The sequence below is a fragment of the Mesorhizobium sp. Cs1299R1N3 genome, from assembly GCF_037179625.1.
GTDB classification, from domain to species: Bacteria; Pseudomonadota; Alphaproteobacteria; order Rhizobiales; family Rhizobiaceae; genus Mesorhizobium; species Mesorhizobium salmacidum.
In genome coordinates this window covers 49,714-63,675 of record NZ_JAPYKQ010000021.1, presented here as the reverse complement: position 1 = coordinate 63,675, position 13,962 = coordinate 49,714, and the positions used below count along the sequence as shown (strand labels likewise).

At 64.0% G+C, this 13,962-nt stretch carries 13 protein-coding genes and 2 pseudogenes; 5 read left to right on the top strand and 10 right to left on the bottom strand.

Annotation, left to right across the window (positions count from 1 at the left end; all coding sequences use genetic code 11):
- Positions 1-3 precede the first annotated feature (3 nt).
- From O7B34_RS28600 to O7B34_RS28585, 4 genes and pseudogenes are all read right to left on the bottom strand, one after another.
- The gene (locus O7B34_RS28600; RefSeq protein ID WP_140503195.1) at positions 4-429 is read right to left on the bottom strand and encodes a DUF1178 family protein; all 426 of its coding nucleotides are present in this window, start codon (positions 427-429) and stop codon (positions 4-6) included.
- Positions 426-1,286 carry a carbon-nitrogen hydrolase family protein gene (locus O7B34_RS28595; protein WP_337149154.1) on the bottom strand — a complete coding sequence of 287 codons (861 nt, stop codon included), beginning with the start codon at positions 1,284-1,286 and terminating at the stop codon, positions 426-428. Before O7B34_RS28595 ends, O7B34_RS28600 begins: the two co-directional genes overlap by 4 nt.
- A gap of 10 nt (positions 1,287-1,296) precedes the next feature.
- Positions 1,297-1,545, bottom strand: a pseudogene (gene grxC, locus O7B34_RS28590) (glutaredoxin 3); the annotation flags it as partial.
- Positions 1,546-1,591: 46 nt separating this feature from the next.
- Positions 1,592-2,403 (bottom strand): annotated as a pseudogene (locus tag O7B34_RS28585) (ComF family protein).
- 65 nt (positions 2,404-2,468) lie between these two features.
- Here O7B34_RS28585 and O7B34_RS28580 point away from each other — a divergent pair.
- Positions 2,469-3,341 (top strand): methyltransferase domain-containing protein, encoded by an 873-nt coding sequence (locus O7B34_RS28580; RefSeq protein ID WP_337149153.1) that lies wholly within the window; start codon positions 2,469-2,471, stop codon positions 3,339-3,341.
- Positions 3,342-3,483: 142 nt separating this feature from the next.
- Here the strand turns inward: O7B34_RS28580 and O7B34_RS28575 are convergent, their stop codons facing one another.
- The 5 genes from O7B34_RS28575 to argJ form a co-directional block, all read right to left on the bottom strand.
- On the bottom strand, positions 3,484-3,663 hold the full coding sequence (locus O7B34_RS28575; RefSeq protein ID WP_337105307.1) for a Flp family type IVb pilin: 180 nt from the start codon (positions 3,661-3,663) through the stop codon (positions 3,484-3,486).
- 109 nt (positions 3,664-3,772) lie between these two features.
- Positions 3,773-4,087, bottom strand: a complete 315-nt coding sequence (locus tag O7B34_RS28570) for a hypothetical protein (protein WP_337149152.1) — start codon at positions 4,085-4,087, stop codon at positions 3,773-3,775.
- A gap of 114 nt (positions 4,088-4,201) precedes the next feature.
- Complete coding sequence (locus tag O7B34_RS28565) at positions 4,202-4,624, bottom strand: (deoxy)nucleoside triphosphate pyrophosphohydrolase (protein ID WP_027143436.1); 423 nt, start codon at positions 4,622-4,624, stop codon at positions 4,202-4,204.
- Positions 4,617-5,369: a GNAT family N-acetyltransferase gene (locus O7B34_RS28560; RefSeq protein ID WP_337149169.1), complete on the bottom strand. Its 753-nt coding sequence runs from the start codon at positions 5,367-5,369 to the stop codon at positions 4,617-4,619. Before O7B34_RS28560 ends, O7B34_RS28565 begins: the two co-directional genes overlap by 8 nt.
- A gap of 29 nt (positions 5,370-5,398) precedes the next feature.
- The gene (gene argJ, locus O7B34_RS28555; RefSeq protein ID WP_337149151.1) at positions 5,399-6,640 is read right to left on the bottom strand and encodes a bifunctional glutamate N-acetyltransferase/amino-acid acetyltransferase ArgJ; all 1,242 of its coding nucleotides are present in this window, start codon (positions 6,638-6,640) and stop codon (positions 5,399-5,401) included.
- A 165-nt stretch (positions 6,641-6,805) separates the two neighbouring features.
- Here argJ and O7B34_RS28550 point away from each other — a divergent pair, with 165 nt between their 5' ends.
- Both O7B34_RS28550 and O7B34_RS28545 read left to right on the top strand, forming a co-directional pair.
- Positions 6,806-8,032, top strand: a complete 1,227-nt coding sequence (locus O7B34_RS28550) for a caspase domain-containing protein (RefSeq protein WP_337149150.1) — start codon at positions 6,806-6,808, stop codon at positions 8,030-8,032.
- 107 nt (positions 8,033-8,139) lie between these two features.
- Complete coding sequence (locus O7B34_RS28545) at positions 8,140-8,739, top strand: TetR/AcrR family transcriptional regulator (protein WP_337138918.1); 600 nt, start codon at positions 8,140-8,142, stop codon at positions 8,737-8,739.
- Between the two features lie 75 nt (positions 8,740-8,814).
- On the opposite strand, the gene O7B34_RS28540 is transcribed toward O7B34_RS28545, so the two are convergent.
- Positions 8,815-9,741 carry a peptidylprolyl isomerase gene (locus O7B34_RS28540; protein ID WP_337130480.1) on the bottom strand — a complete coding sequence of 309 codons (927 nt, stop codon included), beginning with the start codon at positions 9,739-9,741 and terminating at the stop codon, positions 8,815-8,817.
- Positions 9,742-10,002: 261 nt separating this feature from the next.
- Between O7B34_RS28540 and secA the strand changes: the two genes are divergently transcribed.
- Entirely contained in the window at positions 10,003-12,735 is a 2,733-nt protein-coding gene (secA, locus tag O7B34_RS28535) for a preprotein translocase subunit SecA (protein ID WP_337149149.1), read from the top strand.
- A gap of 152 nt (positions 12,736-12,887) precedes the next feature.
- A complete protein-coding gene (locus O7B34_RS28530) occupies positions 12,888-13,841 on the top strand; it encodes an IS1595 family transposase (protein ID WP_337149148.1) in 954 nt (317 codons plus the stop codon).
- Positions 13,842-13,962: the final 121 nt, after the last annotated feature.

The following is a 13,962-nucleotide window of genomic DNA, read 5'->3' as shown; positions in this document are numbered from 1 at the left end:
TAGCTAATTGCGGTCGTCCGGGAACACCGGGATCGGCATGAAATCGACGCCGTCCTCGGCCAGGCCCTTGGCCTCTTCCAGCGTCGCCTCGCCATAGATACCGCGCGCATCGGTTTCGCCGAAATGGATCTTGCGCGCTTCCTCGGCGAACTTGTCGCCGACATAGTCGGCATTCTCGCGCACCTTCTCGGCCATCGCCTTCAGTTGTGCCATGGCCTGCTTCTGCGCCTCGCCCATGGCAAGGGCTATGGTTTCCTGCTTGCGGGCCGTGGAAACGGCGGGCGCCATCAGGGCCTTCTCGACCTTGTGCGAGCCACAGCTGGGGCAATCGACAAAGCCGCGCTTCTTCTGCGTATCGAAATCGTCATTGCTGCGAAACCAGCCCTCGAACTCGTGCTCGTTTTCGCAGATGAGGGAAAAGCGGATCAAGAGGCGGCACCCCTGAGACGCGGCGCCTCGCCGGCGTTGATGGTGAAATCCCGCGCATTTTTCAAATTGGGGATCTTCTTGCGCGCGGCAATCGACTGCGCCGGGTCGATCTCGGCGACGATCACGTCAGGTTCGTCATGCGCGGCTTCCGCGATGATGCGGCCCCACGGATCGACGATCAGCGAATGCCCATAGGTCTCGCGGCCGTCCTCGTGCAGACCGCCTTGCGCGGCGGCCACGACAAAGGCGCCGTTCTCGATGGCGCGTGCTCTGAGTAGCACATGCCAGTGCGCCTCGCCGGTCTGGCGGGTGAAGGCGGCCGGCACGGAAAGCAGGTCGGCGCCGGCCATCGCCTCGGCGCGGAACAGTTGCGGAAAACGCAGATCGTAGCAGACGGCAAAGCCGAGCTTCGCCCCCCCGATCCCGGTGACGACGGCCTCTGTGCCGGGCTCGTAGGCGGCCGATTCACGCCAGCTCTCGCCATTGTCGAGATCGACGTCGAACATGTGGATCTTGTCGTAGGTGGCGAGCGTCGCGCCATCGGGTCCGAACAGGAGCGCGCGGTTGGCGAGCTTGCCGTCGGCGCGCAGGATGGCGGTCGAGCCAATATGCAGGAACACGCCGAGTTCGCGCGCCAGTCTGCGCGCGGTCGAGACGATGATGTCCTTGTCCTCGGAGGTGAAGGAGGCGACACGCGCTTGCCTGTCGCGGATCAGCGCGCCGGTCATCTCCGGCGTCTGGATATAGGTCGCGCCCTGGACTGCCGCCTCGCGCACCATCCGCTCCATATCGGCCGCATTGCGCTCGGGGCTCTCGCCTGAACGCATCTGCACTGCCGCTGCCTTGAAGACACCCATTGTCACACCCTCAAATCGACGCGCCGTTGGCGAGCAGTTTGTCCAGCCGGCCTTCCGCCTCCAGTTCATGGAGGTCGTCGCAGCCGCCGACATGCGTGTCGCCGATGAAAATCTGCGGAAAGGTCGTGCGCCCGTGAGCCCGCGACATCATCTGCTGGCGCAGTTCCGGCGAGAAGGACGCGTCGTGCTCGGTATAGGCGACGCCTTTGCGCTCCAGCAGCCGCTTGGCCGCCGTGCAGTAGCCGCACATCATACGCGTATAGATCGTGACATCGACCATGACGAATTCCGCTTCCGTTGCCGACTTATATAGTCGCGGACTCGTCCGCCCGGAAGTCCCCCGGCAACACGCGGGCAAAGTCAGCACGTCGACGGCGGCGGCGCCTCCCTTTTTCAGCGCCTTGGTGGCGGCACGCACGGTTGCGCCAGTGGTGTAGACATCGTCGATCAGAAGCACCCTGCGGCCGGCAATCTCGATCTCGGCCTCGGCGGGCACGCGAAAGGCGGCGCGCACGTTCTCCTCGCGCTCGTGCCGCTCCAGCCCGACCTGCTGGCGGGTGAGTTTCACGCGATGCATGGCGGAAGGCGCGAAAGATAGCCCGCTGAGCTCGCAAACCGCGCGCGCCAGTTCCGCCGATTGGTTGAACCGCCGCCTGAAAAAACGGCGCCAATGCAGCGGCACAGGCACCACCACATCCGCGTCGGCGATGAGGTCGGCGCCCACGCGGACCATCCAGCGCGCCATCCAGGGAGCGAGATCGGTGCGATCCTGGTATTTCAGCCCTTGCACCATCTGGCGGGCGACGCCGGAATAGGCGACCGCTGCCCGCGCCCGCTCAAAGGGCGGCGGATCGGCGATCGCCTCCGCCGACAGGAAACCCTCGCCCATGTGATGGGTGAACGGCGTGCCCATTACCGGGCACCAGGGCCGCTCCAGGAGCCGCAGCTTCGGCCAGCAGGCGCCGCACAGCACGCCGGGCTGCGAGACCTGCCGGCGGCAACCGGCGCAGACCGGCGGAAACAGGATACGCGCCGGCCAGCCAAGAGCCGACCGGGCTGCCGACCCGGCCAGCTTCCTGATCTCGTCGGACTTGATCTTGCGCATCGGATCGGCCACGTGGTTGGTTTCTCGTCGCCACCATACGAACCATATCAGGGCGCGGATATACAAGGACCCATCCCTTGCAACCTATAATGGATACCTCTGTTTGGTTGGCGCACAAGCGGCGTGCGCTCATCCATCCGGTTGAGGGTGCCGACTTCCTCATGCATCGCGCCGTCGAGGACCTTGCCGACCGGCTGGGCGCCGTCGAGCGCAGGTTCGCCAAGGCGGCGGTGCTGTTTTGCCAGACCTCGGCCGCGGCCGACGTCCTTGCGCGGAGCGGCAAGGTAGCCGACATCGCCCGTGTCGAGGCGGATGCGGCTTTCCTGAATGGTGCCGCCGGCCTGATTGCGCCGCTGGAGACCGTGCCGTTCGAGCCGCAGGGTCTCGATCTGGTGGTGTCGCTTTTGTCGCTGCAGACGATGAACGACATCCCGGGCATGCTGATCCAGATCCGCCGCGCCCTGCGACCGGACGGACTTTTCCTTGGCGCCTTCGCAGGCGCCGGCACGCTTGCGGAACTGCGCGAAAGCCTGCTTGTCGCGGAGACCGAACTCTACGGTGGCGCCAGCCCGCGCGTCATCCCGTTCACCGATGTGCGCGATGCCGGCGCACTGCTGCAGCGCGCCGGTTTCGCACTGCCGGTCGCCGACGTCGAGACGGTGACGGTGCGCTATGCCAACCTGTTTGCGCTTATGGCCGATCTGCGTGCCATGGGCGAAACCACCGCGCTTGCCGACCGCAGCCGGCGGCCGGGGTCACGAAGGCTGTTTGCCCGCGCCGCGGAAATCTACGCCGAACGCTTTTCCGACCCCGATGGTCGCATCAGGGCAAGCTTCTCGATTGTCTGGATGTCCGGCTGGGCGCCCGACGCGTCGCAGCAAAAGCCGCTGAAGCCCGGTTCGGCCAAGGTTTCGCTAAAGACGATATTAGAGAAGCCCGAAGGACACTGACCCGTTCGCGGGCATCAGCCCCAGAGCAATCCAGGAAACTGCGTAGCGGTTTCCCCGGGAAAACGCGTAGCGCTTTCCCTTGCGGAATTGCGTGAAAACAGGAGTTAGAGCGGTTCGGCGGTTCTATCAAACAATGACCGCGCTACTGGGCGAAGGCGTTGGCGAGTCTACTGGAATTGTCGCTGAACAACCAAGTGATCGCGTTGAAGACCTGATTGATGCCGCCGACGATCGTCAGCGACAGCACGGCAATGATCAGACCATATTCGATGGCCGTGGCCCCGTTTTCGTCCTTCAGAAAGCGTAGCAGCACTGTTTTCATCACGTTCATCCCTCTTGCCGCAACCCTACCGCCGACCTGTTAAGAAAGGTTAACGGCACAGGCTTAACAGGCGATGAAATCGCCACCTTTCGGAAATGTCTTAACCTTGTCAGCACTCGCCACTGCTTTTGCCGTCGGAGCGGATAATGCAGACCCCGCCGGGCTCGGCCTGCAGCACGCTGCGGCGCACTGTATAGGTGCTGCGATGGCTGATCGAACCCGTAGCCGTCATGTCGAGGCCGGGGAAATCTTCGCGGGCCGATTGCGAGCGCGTCTGACTGTCGAGGAAGGGGGTCGCGATCAGCGCCAGCGCCACTGCGGCCGATCCGAACAGCAACGTGATCCGCAGGACGCTCATGCCGGCATCGGCGGCACGAAAACCGCGGTCGGGCCGAATCGTATCCCAATCCCTGTCCAGGCTCATTCTATCGCTCCCCAGCGCATTGCGGCCGTACCAGAACGGCCATCCATCAATTTTTCATGATGAGATAAATCTTCCATTAATGCTGGCTGATATGGACCGTGGTCCAATCAGCTCTCACAGGAGATCGATCAGGAACGGGATCAATGGCGCGTCGGCCGGCGGCATCGGATAGTCGCGCATCTGTTTCGGCCGCACCCATTTCAGCGCCTGCCCTTCCCTCGGCTGGGCGATGCCGCGGAAGCGGCGGCAGACAAACAGCGGCATCAGCAGATGGAAGTCGTCATAGGAATGGCTGGCGAAGGTCAGCGGCGCCAGGCATGGGATCTCGGTTTCGATGCCGATCTCCTCATGCAGTTCACGGATGAGGCATTGTTCCGGCGTCTCTCCGGCTTCGACCTTGCCGCCGGGAAACTCCCAGAGGCCGGCAAGTTGCTTGCCTTGCGGCCGCTGCGCCAGCAGCACGCGACCGTCGGCATCGACCAGTGCGCAAGCGGCGACCAGGAGCAGGCGCTTGCCGCTGGATATCACATCATTCATGTCCGGGCGGCCGGCGGTAATGATAGCGATAGACTTCCTCGAAGCCGAGCGCGCGGTAGAGCGCCAGCGCCGGCGCGTTACCCGCCTCGACCTGCAGCCAGGCTTCCCGCGCGCCGCGCAGCCTCGCCCATTTCAGCGCCGACAGGATCAGGTTGCGGCCGTGGCCCTTGTTGCGCGCCGTCTTGTCGGTGGCGACCTCGAACAGGCCGGCCAGATCGCCGTCATGCACGCAGATCAGCGTCGCCAGCGGCTCCGCCCCATCCTCGAGCGCAAACAGCCCGGCCTCGGGCTGGATAGCGCCGATGATCTCCGACAGGCCCGGCCGCAGCGATACGTCAGAGCCGCTGACCTTGAGCAATGCGCCGATGAAGCGGCTAATGTCCTTGAGCGGGATCTGGTCCATGGCGGCGTCGAGATGCGCGTCGGCCAACGGCAGCCGCATGACGAGCGATTCGTCGAACCGGCTCCAGCCCTCCTTGTCGAGATGGCTGGCAAGATCGGGCCCGGAGAGTGGCGACATGCGGAACGTCAACGGCCGGCCATAGGCATCGAAACGGCGGCTCGCGCGACCGATGCGGTCGGCGATGTGCTGGATGTCGCCGGGATCGAGCGGATTGACCGAGTTCAGCCGCTTGGCCGGATGGCCGGCGGTCAGGCGCACCACCCACGTGCCGTCATAATGAACGGCGGCCGCGGGCCAGGCGCGAAAGCCGGCCGCCTCGTAGCGGCGCACTGTCGCGAGCATGCTTGCAGGATGACGCGAACCCAAGGCAATCAGCTCCGGTAGTCGCCGTTGATGGCGACATATTCCTTGGTGAGATCGCAGGTCCAAACCGTCGCCTTGCCACGGCCGATGCCGATATCGGCGCGGATGCGGATGTCGTCGCGTTTCATGTAGGCCGAGGTCGCTTCTTCCGAATAGCCGGGGTCGCGCTCGCCCTCATGCGCCAGCCTGTTGTCGCCGAACCAGATCGACAACCGGTCGCGATCCGCGGGCTCGCCGGCCTTGCCGACGGCCATGACGACGCGGCCCCAATTGGCGTCCTCGCCGGCGACCGCCGTCTTCACCAGCGGCGAATTGGCGATCGACAGCGCGATGCGCTTGGCCGAGCGGGCCGACTTGGCCCCGGTGACGGTGACCTCGACCTGCTTGCGGGCGCCCTCGCCGTCGCGCACCACCTGCAGCGCCAGCGACTTCAGCACCTTGCCGAGCGCCCGGCGGAACTGGCCAAGGCGGGCATCTCTGGGATCGGTGATTTCAGGCGCGCCGCGCTTTGCCGCCTTGCCGGTAGCGAACAACAACAGCGTGTCGCTGGTCGAGGTGTCGCTGTCGACGGTCACCGCGTTGAACGTCTTGGCCGTGCCGCGCGACAACAGGTCCTGCAGGACCGGCGCCGCGATCGGCGCGTCGGTGGCGATGAAGGACAGCATCGTCGCCATGTCGGGCGCGATCATACCGGCGCCCTTCGAAATGCCGTTGATGGTGACATCGGCGTCGCCGAGCTTGACCGTCTGCGTCGCCACCTTCGGATAGGTATCGGTGGTCATGATGGCCTTTGCCGCCTCGGTCCACAGGTCCGGCTTGCCGTCGCTGACCAGCCCGGCGAGCAGATGGCTGAACTTGGTCGTGTCGAGCGGCTCGCCGATGACACCGGTCGAGGCGAGGAAAACCTCAGCTGCCGTGCAGCCGGCCGCCTTGGCCGCCGCTTCGCCCGTCATCGCGGTCGATTCGCGGCCTTTCTTGCCGGTGAAGGCGTTGGCGTTGCCCGAATTGACGACCAGCACCCGCGCCTTGCCGGTGCCAAGGTTCTGCCGGCAGAAATCGACCGGCGCCGAGGGACATTTCGACTTGGTGAACACGCCGGCGACCGCGGTACCGGCGTCGAACACCATGGCCAGGAGATCCGTACGGTTCTTGTACTTTATTCCCGCTTCGGCGGTGGCGATGCGCACCCCTTCGATTTCCGGCATTTTGGGGTATTTCTTTGGCGCGAGCGGCGAAATCGTCGTGGACATGGGACCTCGGGCGGGAAAATCGCAAGGGGAAGGCCGGTTTGCCCGATACGGCGCGCCGGTGCAAGCGCCGTTTTCGTCGCTCCCGCCAGGCAAACACGTTCAGGATCAAGCTTGCATTTCAAATCTGTTGGCGTCGCCAGGGTCCATGGCGCTATGATCCTCCCCATGGGCAGGCTTGCGATCCTCGCTTGGGCATTTCTGGGACTTTTGCTGCTACGCGCCGACGCCGAGCCGGCGCGGCGCGTGGCGCTCGTCATCGGCAACGGCACTTATGCCGAGGCCGGCACGCTGGCCAACCCCGTCAACGACGCGCTCGACATCGCCGACAAGCTGCGTTCCATCGGCTTCGAGGTCATCGAAGGCAACGATCTCGGCAAGCGCGAGCTTGAACGCAGCATTGGCGAGTTCTCAGATGCGCTCGAAGGTGCCGGCGTCGGGCTTTTCTATTATGCCGGCCACGGCCTGCAGGTCGAAGGCCGCAACTATATCGTGCCGGTCGACGCCAGGCTCGACATGCCGGTGAAGCTGCAGCTCGAAGCAGTGCCGATCGACGAAGTCCTCGACATCATGGAACAACAGACCAAGGTCAGCCTGGTCTTCCTCGATGCCTGTCGCAACAACCCGTTTGCCCGCGGCTTGAGCCGCACCGCCTCCACCCGCTCCGCGGCGGCGCTGGCGGGTCTGGCGCAGTTCGATTCGACGCGCGGCTCATTCATCGCCTTTTCGACCGCGCCGGGTGCTGTCGCCATGGACGGCAGCGGGCGCAACTCGCCCTTCGCCCAGGCCCTGCTGCGCCACATCGCCGAACCCGGCCAGAGCATCAACGACATGATGATCGCGGTGCGCCGCGACGTGGTTTCGCAAACCCGCGATGCCCAGCGCCCCTGGGAGCAGGGCTCGCTGCTCGAACGCTTCGAATTTGTGCCCGGCGAAGGACCGGAAAAAACGCCTGCGCCGGCCACGCCACCCGCGCCCTCGACGCAAGTGGCTACGCTCGAGCGTTCGGTCGGCGACGACAGAAGCGCGATCGAGAAATTCTTGCGCGACGACTACCTGTCGCCGGACGTCAAGGACATGCACGCGGCTGTCCAACGGCTTTACGGACCATCGGCCACCATCTTCGGCACGCCTTACGATGCCGAGACGCTTGTGAAGGTAAAGAGCGACTGGTTCGCGCAATGGGCCTCGTGGTCGCTCGGCCTGGAACCGGGCAGCCTGGAGGTCACACCGCATGGCGAGGGCAGCGCCCAGGCCGTCTTTGCCATGAACTACGACTACAGGCCAAAGGACAAGTCCGCGGCACCTGTGGCCGGCAAGGCGCGGGTGACGCTGGAATTGGTCAAGACCGACAAGGGATGGCGCATTGTGTCGGAGACATCGCGGGCGATGTGAGAGTCACCGCTTGATGACCGCGGCGCCCCTGCGTCACAAAACGGGTCGTTTCGTTTCATCGCCGGATCGCTTATCATTGCCAGCGAATTCAAATGAGGACCACAGGAATGGCCGAGGAGGCTGATACGGCGCGCAAATCGATCGGTGCGCGGCGCAATCCCGACAGTGCGGACGCCATACTGGAGGCGGCCGAGGCAGTCCTTGTCGAGGCCGGTTATGCCGGTTTCTCGATCGAAGCGGTGGCGCGGCGCGCACGCGCCGGCAAGCCAACTATCTACCGCTGGTGGCCAAGCAAGGCGGCGCTGCTGCTGGAGGTCTATCAGCGCCAGAAGCGCGTCGACGTTCCCGATACGGGAAAACTGGAGGAGGACCTCGTCGGCTTTTTGATGAACCTGTTCTCGCACTGGCGCGAGACATCGTCGGGCAGCGTGTTCAGGTCCCTGATCGCCGAGGCGCAGTCGGATGAAACCGCCGCCGAAGCCCTTGCCGATTATGCTGGCGGACGCCGGGCCCACACCCGCCAGATCATCGAACGCGCCAACGCAAGGGGCGAGATCGCCAGCGACATCGATCCGGCCGTGGTCGCCGATCTCGTGGCTTCCTACGCCTGGCGGCATCTCCTGACCAACCGGCTCGGCGAACCCGAAGCGACGATCCGCAAGGTGGTTCGATATCTCCTGCAAGGCATAGCAGCGCCCGGCAGGTAGGCACCGCTGGCACGTGCCAACGAAAAAGGGCGCGGCGCCTTTCGGCTGCCGCGCCCTTTTTCGAGCTGTTCGGGCTTACTTGGCGCTTTCCAGCGTATCGACGGCCTTCTTCAGCTTGGCGTCGGGGATCTCGACCTTGGCACCAGCGCGCAGCGACTTGACCAGCGCGAAATACTTGTCCCGGATGACAGCCTGCTTGGCCTGGTCCTTGACCTCGTCGAAGGCCGGCGGCTGCTTGGCGCGCTTGTCCTCGAGCTTGATGACGTGCCAGCCGAACTGCGACTGGACCGGCTGCTCTGTGTACTTGCCGACATCGAGCGCGAACGCCGCCTTGTCGAACTCCGGCACCATCTGGCCAGGTCCGAACCAGCCGAGGTCGCCGCCATTGGACTTGCCCGAGGGATCGCTGGTGTGTTCGTTGGCGAGCTTCTGGAAGTCGGCGCCGCCGTCGAGCTGCTTGATGATCGCCTCGGCCTCTTCCTTCGTCTTCACGAGGATGTGACGGGCATGCACCTCGTTGACCGGCGGCGTGTTGGCGATTTCCTGGTCGTAGCGGGCGCGAACCTCGGCGTCGGTGACCTTGTCGACGACGCCCTTCTCGACCATTTCGCCATGCAGCGCGCGCTGCTGCAGGAAGGCCATGCGGCGCTGGAAGTCGGGATCCTTGTCGAGGCCAGTGGTGACCGCCTGGGCGGCCATGACGCGGATTTCGATGGCCGCCGAAAGTGCCGCGGCGCGGCGCTGCTCGGGCGGCAACTGCGCGAACTGCTGCGACAGCTCGCCCTCGGCAAGCACCAGATCGGCTTCGGTCAAGGGCTGGCCATTGACGGTGGCGATCACGGTATTCGGGTCGACCGGCGCCGCGGCCGGTGCGGCCGCATCCGCCGGGGCAGCCGGTGCGGGAGCGGTCTCCTGCGCCATCGATGGCGACAGGCAAAGAGCCGACAGGCCGAGGGCAAGGCCAAGGCTGGCAAGCGACGCACGGCTGAACAACAAGGACATAAGGATGACTCCGGTGAGGGATTGTAAGGAGGGCGGCTTCCAGATCAGCCAGATTGTGGCGGAATTTGACGCGACCGGCAGGGCCAGCGCGGCGTTGACATCAGTTGAGCCCCCTCTTATCTGTCCATCGACTTGGCGTCCAGAACCGTTTTCCGGGCGCTTTTTGTGTTTGCCCGCATTCAGGCGGTGCGTTCACGTGGATGTGATGGGGCCGGCCGGCGCCTGTCTCAAGATTGAGAATTCTATCGAAAGGACCATTGGATGGTCAGTCTCGGCGGTCTCGCCCGTAAGGTTTTCGGTTCCTCCAACGACCGTCGGGTCAAATCGACCCGCCCCCGCGTCGAGGCGATCAACGCCATGGAAAACGAGATGCGGGCACTCTCCGACGCCGAGCTTGCCGGCCGCACGGAAAAGTTCCGCCAGGATATCGCCAACGGCGCCAGCCTTGACGACCTGCTGATCCCTGCCTTCGCGACCGCCCGCGAGGCGGCGCGCCGCGTGCTCGGCATGCGCCCCTTCGACGTCCAGCTGGTTGGCGGCATGGTGCTGCACAATGGCGGCATCGCCGAGATGCGCACCGGCGAGGGCAAGACCCTGGTCGCGACGCTGCCGGTCTATCTCAACGCGCTTGCCGGCAATGGCGTCCATGTCGTCACCGTCAACGACTATCTCGCCACCCGCGACTCCGAATGGATGGGCCGCGTCTACAAATTCCTCGGCCTTTCGGTCGGCGTCATCGTCCACGGCCTGTCGGACGAGGAGCGCCGCGTCGCCTACGCCTCCGACGTCACCTACGCCACCAACAACGAGCTCGGCTTCGACTATCTGCGCGACAACATGAAGTATGAGCGCGCCCAGATGGTGCAGCGCGGTCACAATTACGCGATCGTCGACGAGGTCGATTCCATCCTGGTCGACGAAGCGCGCACGCCGCTGATCATTTCCGGTCCGCTCGAGGACCGTTCGGAAATGTACAACACCATCGACACCTTCATCATCCAGCTGCAGCCGCAGGATTATGAAATCGACGAGAAGCAGAAGACCTCGATCTTCACCGAGGAAGGCACCGAGAAGCTGGAGAACATGCTGCGCGATGCCGACCTGCTCAAGGGCGAGTCGCTCTACGACGTCGAGAACGTCGCCATCGTCCATCACGTCAACAACGCACTGAAGGCGCACCGGCTGTTCCAGCGCGACAAGGACTACATCGTGCGCAACGGCGAGATCGTCATCATCGACGAGTTCACCGGCCGCATGATGCCGGGCCGCCGCTATTCGGAAGGCCTGCACCAGGCGCTCGAAGCCAAGGAGCATGTGGCGATCCAGCCGGAGAACCAGACGCTCGCCTCCGTCACCTTCCAGAACTATTTCCGCCTCTACAAGAAGCTTTCCGGCATGACCGGCACGGCGCTGACCGAGGCCGAGGAATTCGGCAACATCTACGGTCTCGAAGTCACCGAGATCCCGACCAACCTGCCCGTTATCCGCAAGGACGAGGACGACGAGGTCTACCGGACGGTCGAGGAGAAGTACAAGGCGATCGTCAGGGAGATCCGCGAAGCCAGCGCCAAGGGCCAGCCGACGCTGGTGGGCACGACGTCGATCGAAAAGTCCGAGCAGTTGGCCGAGCGCCTGCGCAAGGAAGGCTTCACGGATTTCGAGGTGCTGAACGCCCGCCACCACGAGCGCGAGGCGGCGATCGTCGCCCAGGCCGGCAAGCCCGGCGCCATCACCATCGCCACCAACATGGCCGGCCGCGGTACCGACATCAAGCTTGGCGGCAATGCCGAGATGCGCATCGCCGACGAGCTGGGCGACATGCCGGAGGGTCCCGAGCGCGAGGCGCGTGAAAAGGAGATTTATGCCGACATCGAGCGCCTGAAGGAAAAGGCGCTGGCCGCCGGCGGCCTTTACGTGCTCGCCACCGAGCGCCATGAGTCACGCCGCATCGACAATCAGCTCAGAGGTCGTTCGGGCCGCCAGGGCGATCCCGGCCGCTCGAAATTCTTCCTGTCGCTGCAGGACGACCTGATGCGCATCTTCGGCTCCGAGCGCATGGATGGCATGCTGCAGAAGCTCGGCCTCAAGGAAGACGAGGCGATCATCCACCCGTGGATCAACAAGGCGCTGGAAAAGGCGCAGAAGAAGGTCGAGGCGCGCAACTTCGACATCCGCAAGAATCTGTTGAAATATGACGACGTCTCCAACGACCAGCGCAAGGTGGTGTTCGAGCAGCGCATCGAGTTGATGGACGGCGAAGGCCTCTCGGAAACCATCGGCGAGATGCGCGAAGGCGTCATCGACGAGATCGTCGCCAAGGCGATACCCGAAAACGCTTATGCCGAGCAGTGGGACGTCGCGGGCCTGAAGGCCGAGGTCGCCGAATTCCTCAATCTCGACCTGCCGGTCGAGGACTGGGTGAAGGAAGAAGGCATCGCCGAGGACGACATCCGCGAGCGCATCTCTGCCGCCGCCGCCGACGCCGCCAAGGAGCGCGCCGACCGTTTCGGCCCCGAGGTGATGACCTATGTCGAGCGCTCGGTGGTGCTGCAGACGCTCGACCATCTGTGGCGCGAGCACATCGTCAATCTCGACCATCTGCGCTCGGTCGTCGGCTTCCGCGGCTACGCCCAGCGCGATCCGCTGCAGGAATACAAGAGCGAGGCGTTCGAGCTGTTCCAGGCGATGCTGGGCAATCTGCGCCAGGCCGTTACCGCGCAGCTGATGCGCGTCGAACTGGTCCGCCAGGCCGCCGAAGCCCCACCGCCCGAAGCGCCCGACATGTTCGGCACGCATATCGACGGCACCACCGGCGAGAACGATTTCGATGGCGGCGAGACCGCCCTTCTGGTGCGCCCCGACACAACCGCCATCGTCGCGCCCGAAGACCGCGACCCGAACAACCCCGCAAGCTGGGGCAAGGTCGGCCGCAACGAGGCCTGCCCCTGCGGCTCCGGCAAGAAATACAAACACTGCCACGGCGCGTTCGCCTAACGCGGCTCTTTCCTTCTCCCCGTGAATGGGGAGAAGGTGGCCAGAAGGGCCGCGATGGCTACCGAAATCAGCCAATCTTCCTGAAAGGAAAGGCGATTATCCGGTTGACAAACCCAAACTGATTACGTAGGGTAAGGGCATAGGAGATTTCCATGTCCATTCTGTCCCGCCCCGAATTCCACGACGAAGCCAAGGCTTTCGAGCATGTGGAATCCATACTGTGGCCGAACGGTCCGGTTTGCCCCAAGTGCGGTAGCGTTGATCGCCACTACGCCTTGAAGGGCGTTCGCACCAAGCCCTCCAAAAAGAACCCGCACGGTGTCGAGCGTCATGGCCTGTACAAGTGCAGCGCCTGCCGTTCGCAGTTCACCGTCCGCATGGGTTCGATCTTCGAGGAAAGCCATTTGCCGCTGACCAAGTGGCTACAGGCTATCCACCTTATGTGCGCCTCTAAGAAGGGTATCAGCGCCCACCAGATGCACCGCATACTCGAATGCACCTATGAGGCCGCTTGGTTCCTGTGCCACCGCATTCGCCTCGCAATGGCCTCTGGCGAGCTTGCTCCTATGGGCGGCAACGGCAAGACCGTGGAAGTTGACGAAACCTACGTTGGACGCCTTGCCAATACCCCGGTGAAGCGTGGCGGCGGCGCACACAAGAACACTGTTGTCACGCTGGTGGAGCGTGGTGGCCGTGCCCGTTCCTTCCACGTCGATACCGCCCGCATTGGCACCGTCATGCCTATCGTTCGCGCCAACATCGCCAAGGAAAGCGCGTTGATGACTGACCAGGCTGGCATGTATCGCCGCGTCGGCCAGGAATTCGCCTCGCATGATGTCGTGACGCATTCCAAGGACGAATATGTTCGCTACGAAGGCGAAAAGACCGTCCATACGAACACCGTGGAAGGCTTCTACAGCATCTTCAAGCGCGGCATGAAGGGCGTCTATCAGCATTGCGGTGAACAGCACCTGCACCGCTACCTTGCCGAATTCGATTTCCGCTACAGCAACCGCATCGCCATGGGCGTTGATGACGGAACTCGCGCTTTCATCGCCTTGAAGGGCGCCGCCGGTAAGCGCCTCACCTATCAAAGACCTGACTGACGCAAAGCGAACGCATTTCCGCAAGCCGGTGCAGTTGGAATTGCCACTGTGGCGTTACGCGAGGCACCGCAAGAAAAAGCCGGGGATCTAGTCCCCGGCAATCAGGTTGATCGGGCGGCTA

Bases quoted from the DNA above. Each gene is read 5' to 3' on its own strand.
- O7B34_RS28595 (WP_337149154.1), bottom strand. From the start codon at position 1,286: ATGGGTGTCTTCAAGGCAGCGGCAGTGCAGATGCGTTCAGGCGAGAGC.
- O7B34_RS28575 (WP_337105307.1), bottom strand. From the start codon at position 3,663: ATGAAAACAGTGCTGCTACGCTTTCTGAAGGACGAAAACGGGGCCACG.
- O7B34_RS28570 (WP_337149152.1), bottom strand. From the start codon at position 4,087: ATGAGCCTGGACAGGGATTGGGATACGATTCGGCCCGACCGCGGTTTT.
- O7B34_RS28565 (WP_027143436.1), bottom strand. From the start codon at position 4,624: ATGAATGATGTGATATCCAGCGGCAAGCGCCTGCTCCTGGTCGCCGCT.
- O7B34_RS28560 (WP_337149169.1), bottom strand. From the start codon at position 5,369: ATGCTCGCGACAGTGCGCCGCTACGAGGCGGCCGGCTTTCGCGCCTGG.
- argJ (WP_337149151.1), bottom strand. From the start codon at position 6,640: ATGTCCACGACGATTTCGCCGCTCGCGCCAAAGAAATACCCCAAAATG.
- O7B34_RS28550 (WP_337149150.1), top strand. From the start codon at position 6,806: ATGGGCAGGCTTGCGATCCTCGCTTGGGCATTTCTGGGACTTTTGCTG.
- O7B34_RS28545 (WP_337138918.1), top strand. From the start codon at position 8,140: ATGGCCGAGGAGGCTGATACGGCGCGCAAATCGATCGGTGCGCGGCGC.
- O7B34_RS28540 (WP_337130480.1), bottom strand. From the start codon at position 9,741: ATGTCCTTGTTGTTCAGCCGTGCGTCGCTTGCCAGCCTTGGCCTTGCC.
- secA (WP_337149149.1), top strand. From the start codon at position 10,003: ATGGTCAGTCTCGGCGGTCTCGCCCGTAAGGTTTTCGGTTCCTCCAAC.
- O7B34_RS28530 (WP_337149148.1), top strand. From the start codon at position 12,888: ATGTCCATTCTGTCCCGCCCCGAATTCCACGACGAAGCCAAGGCTTTC.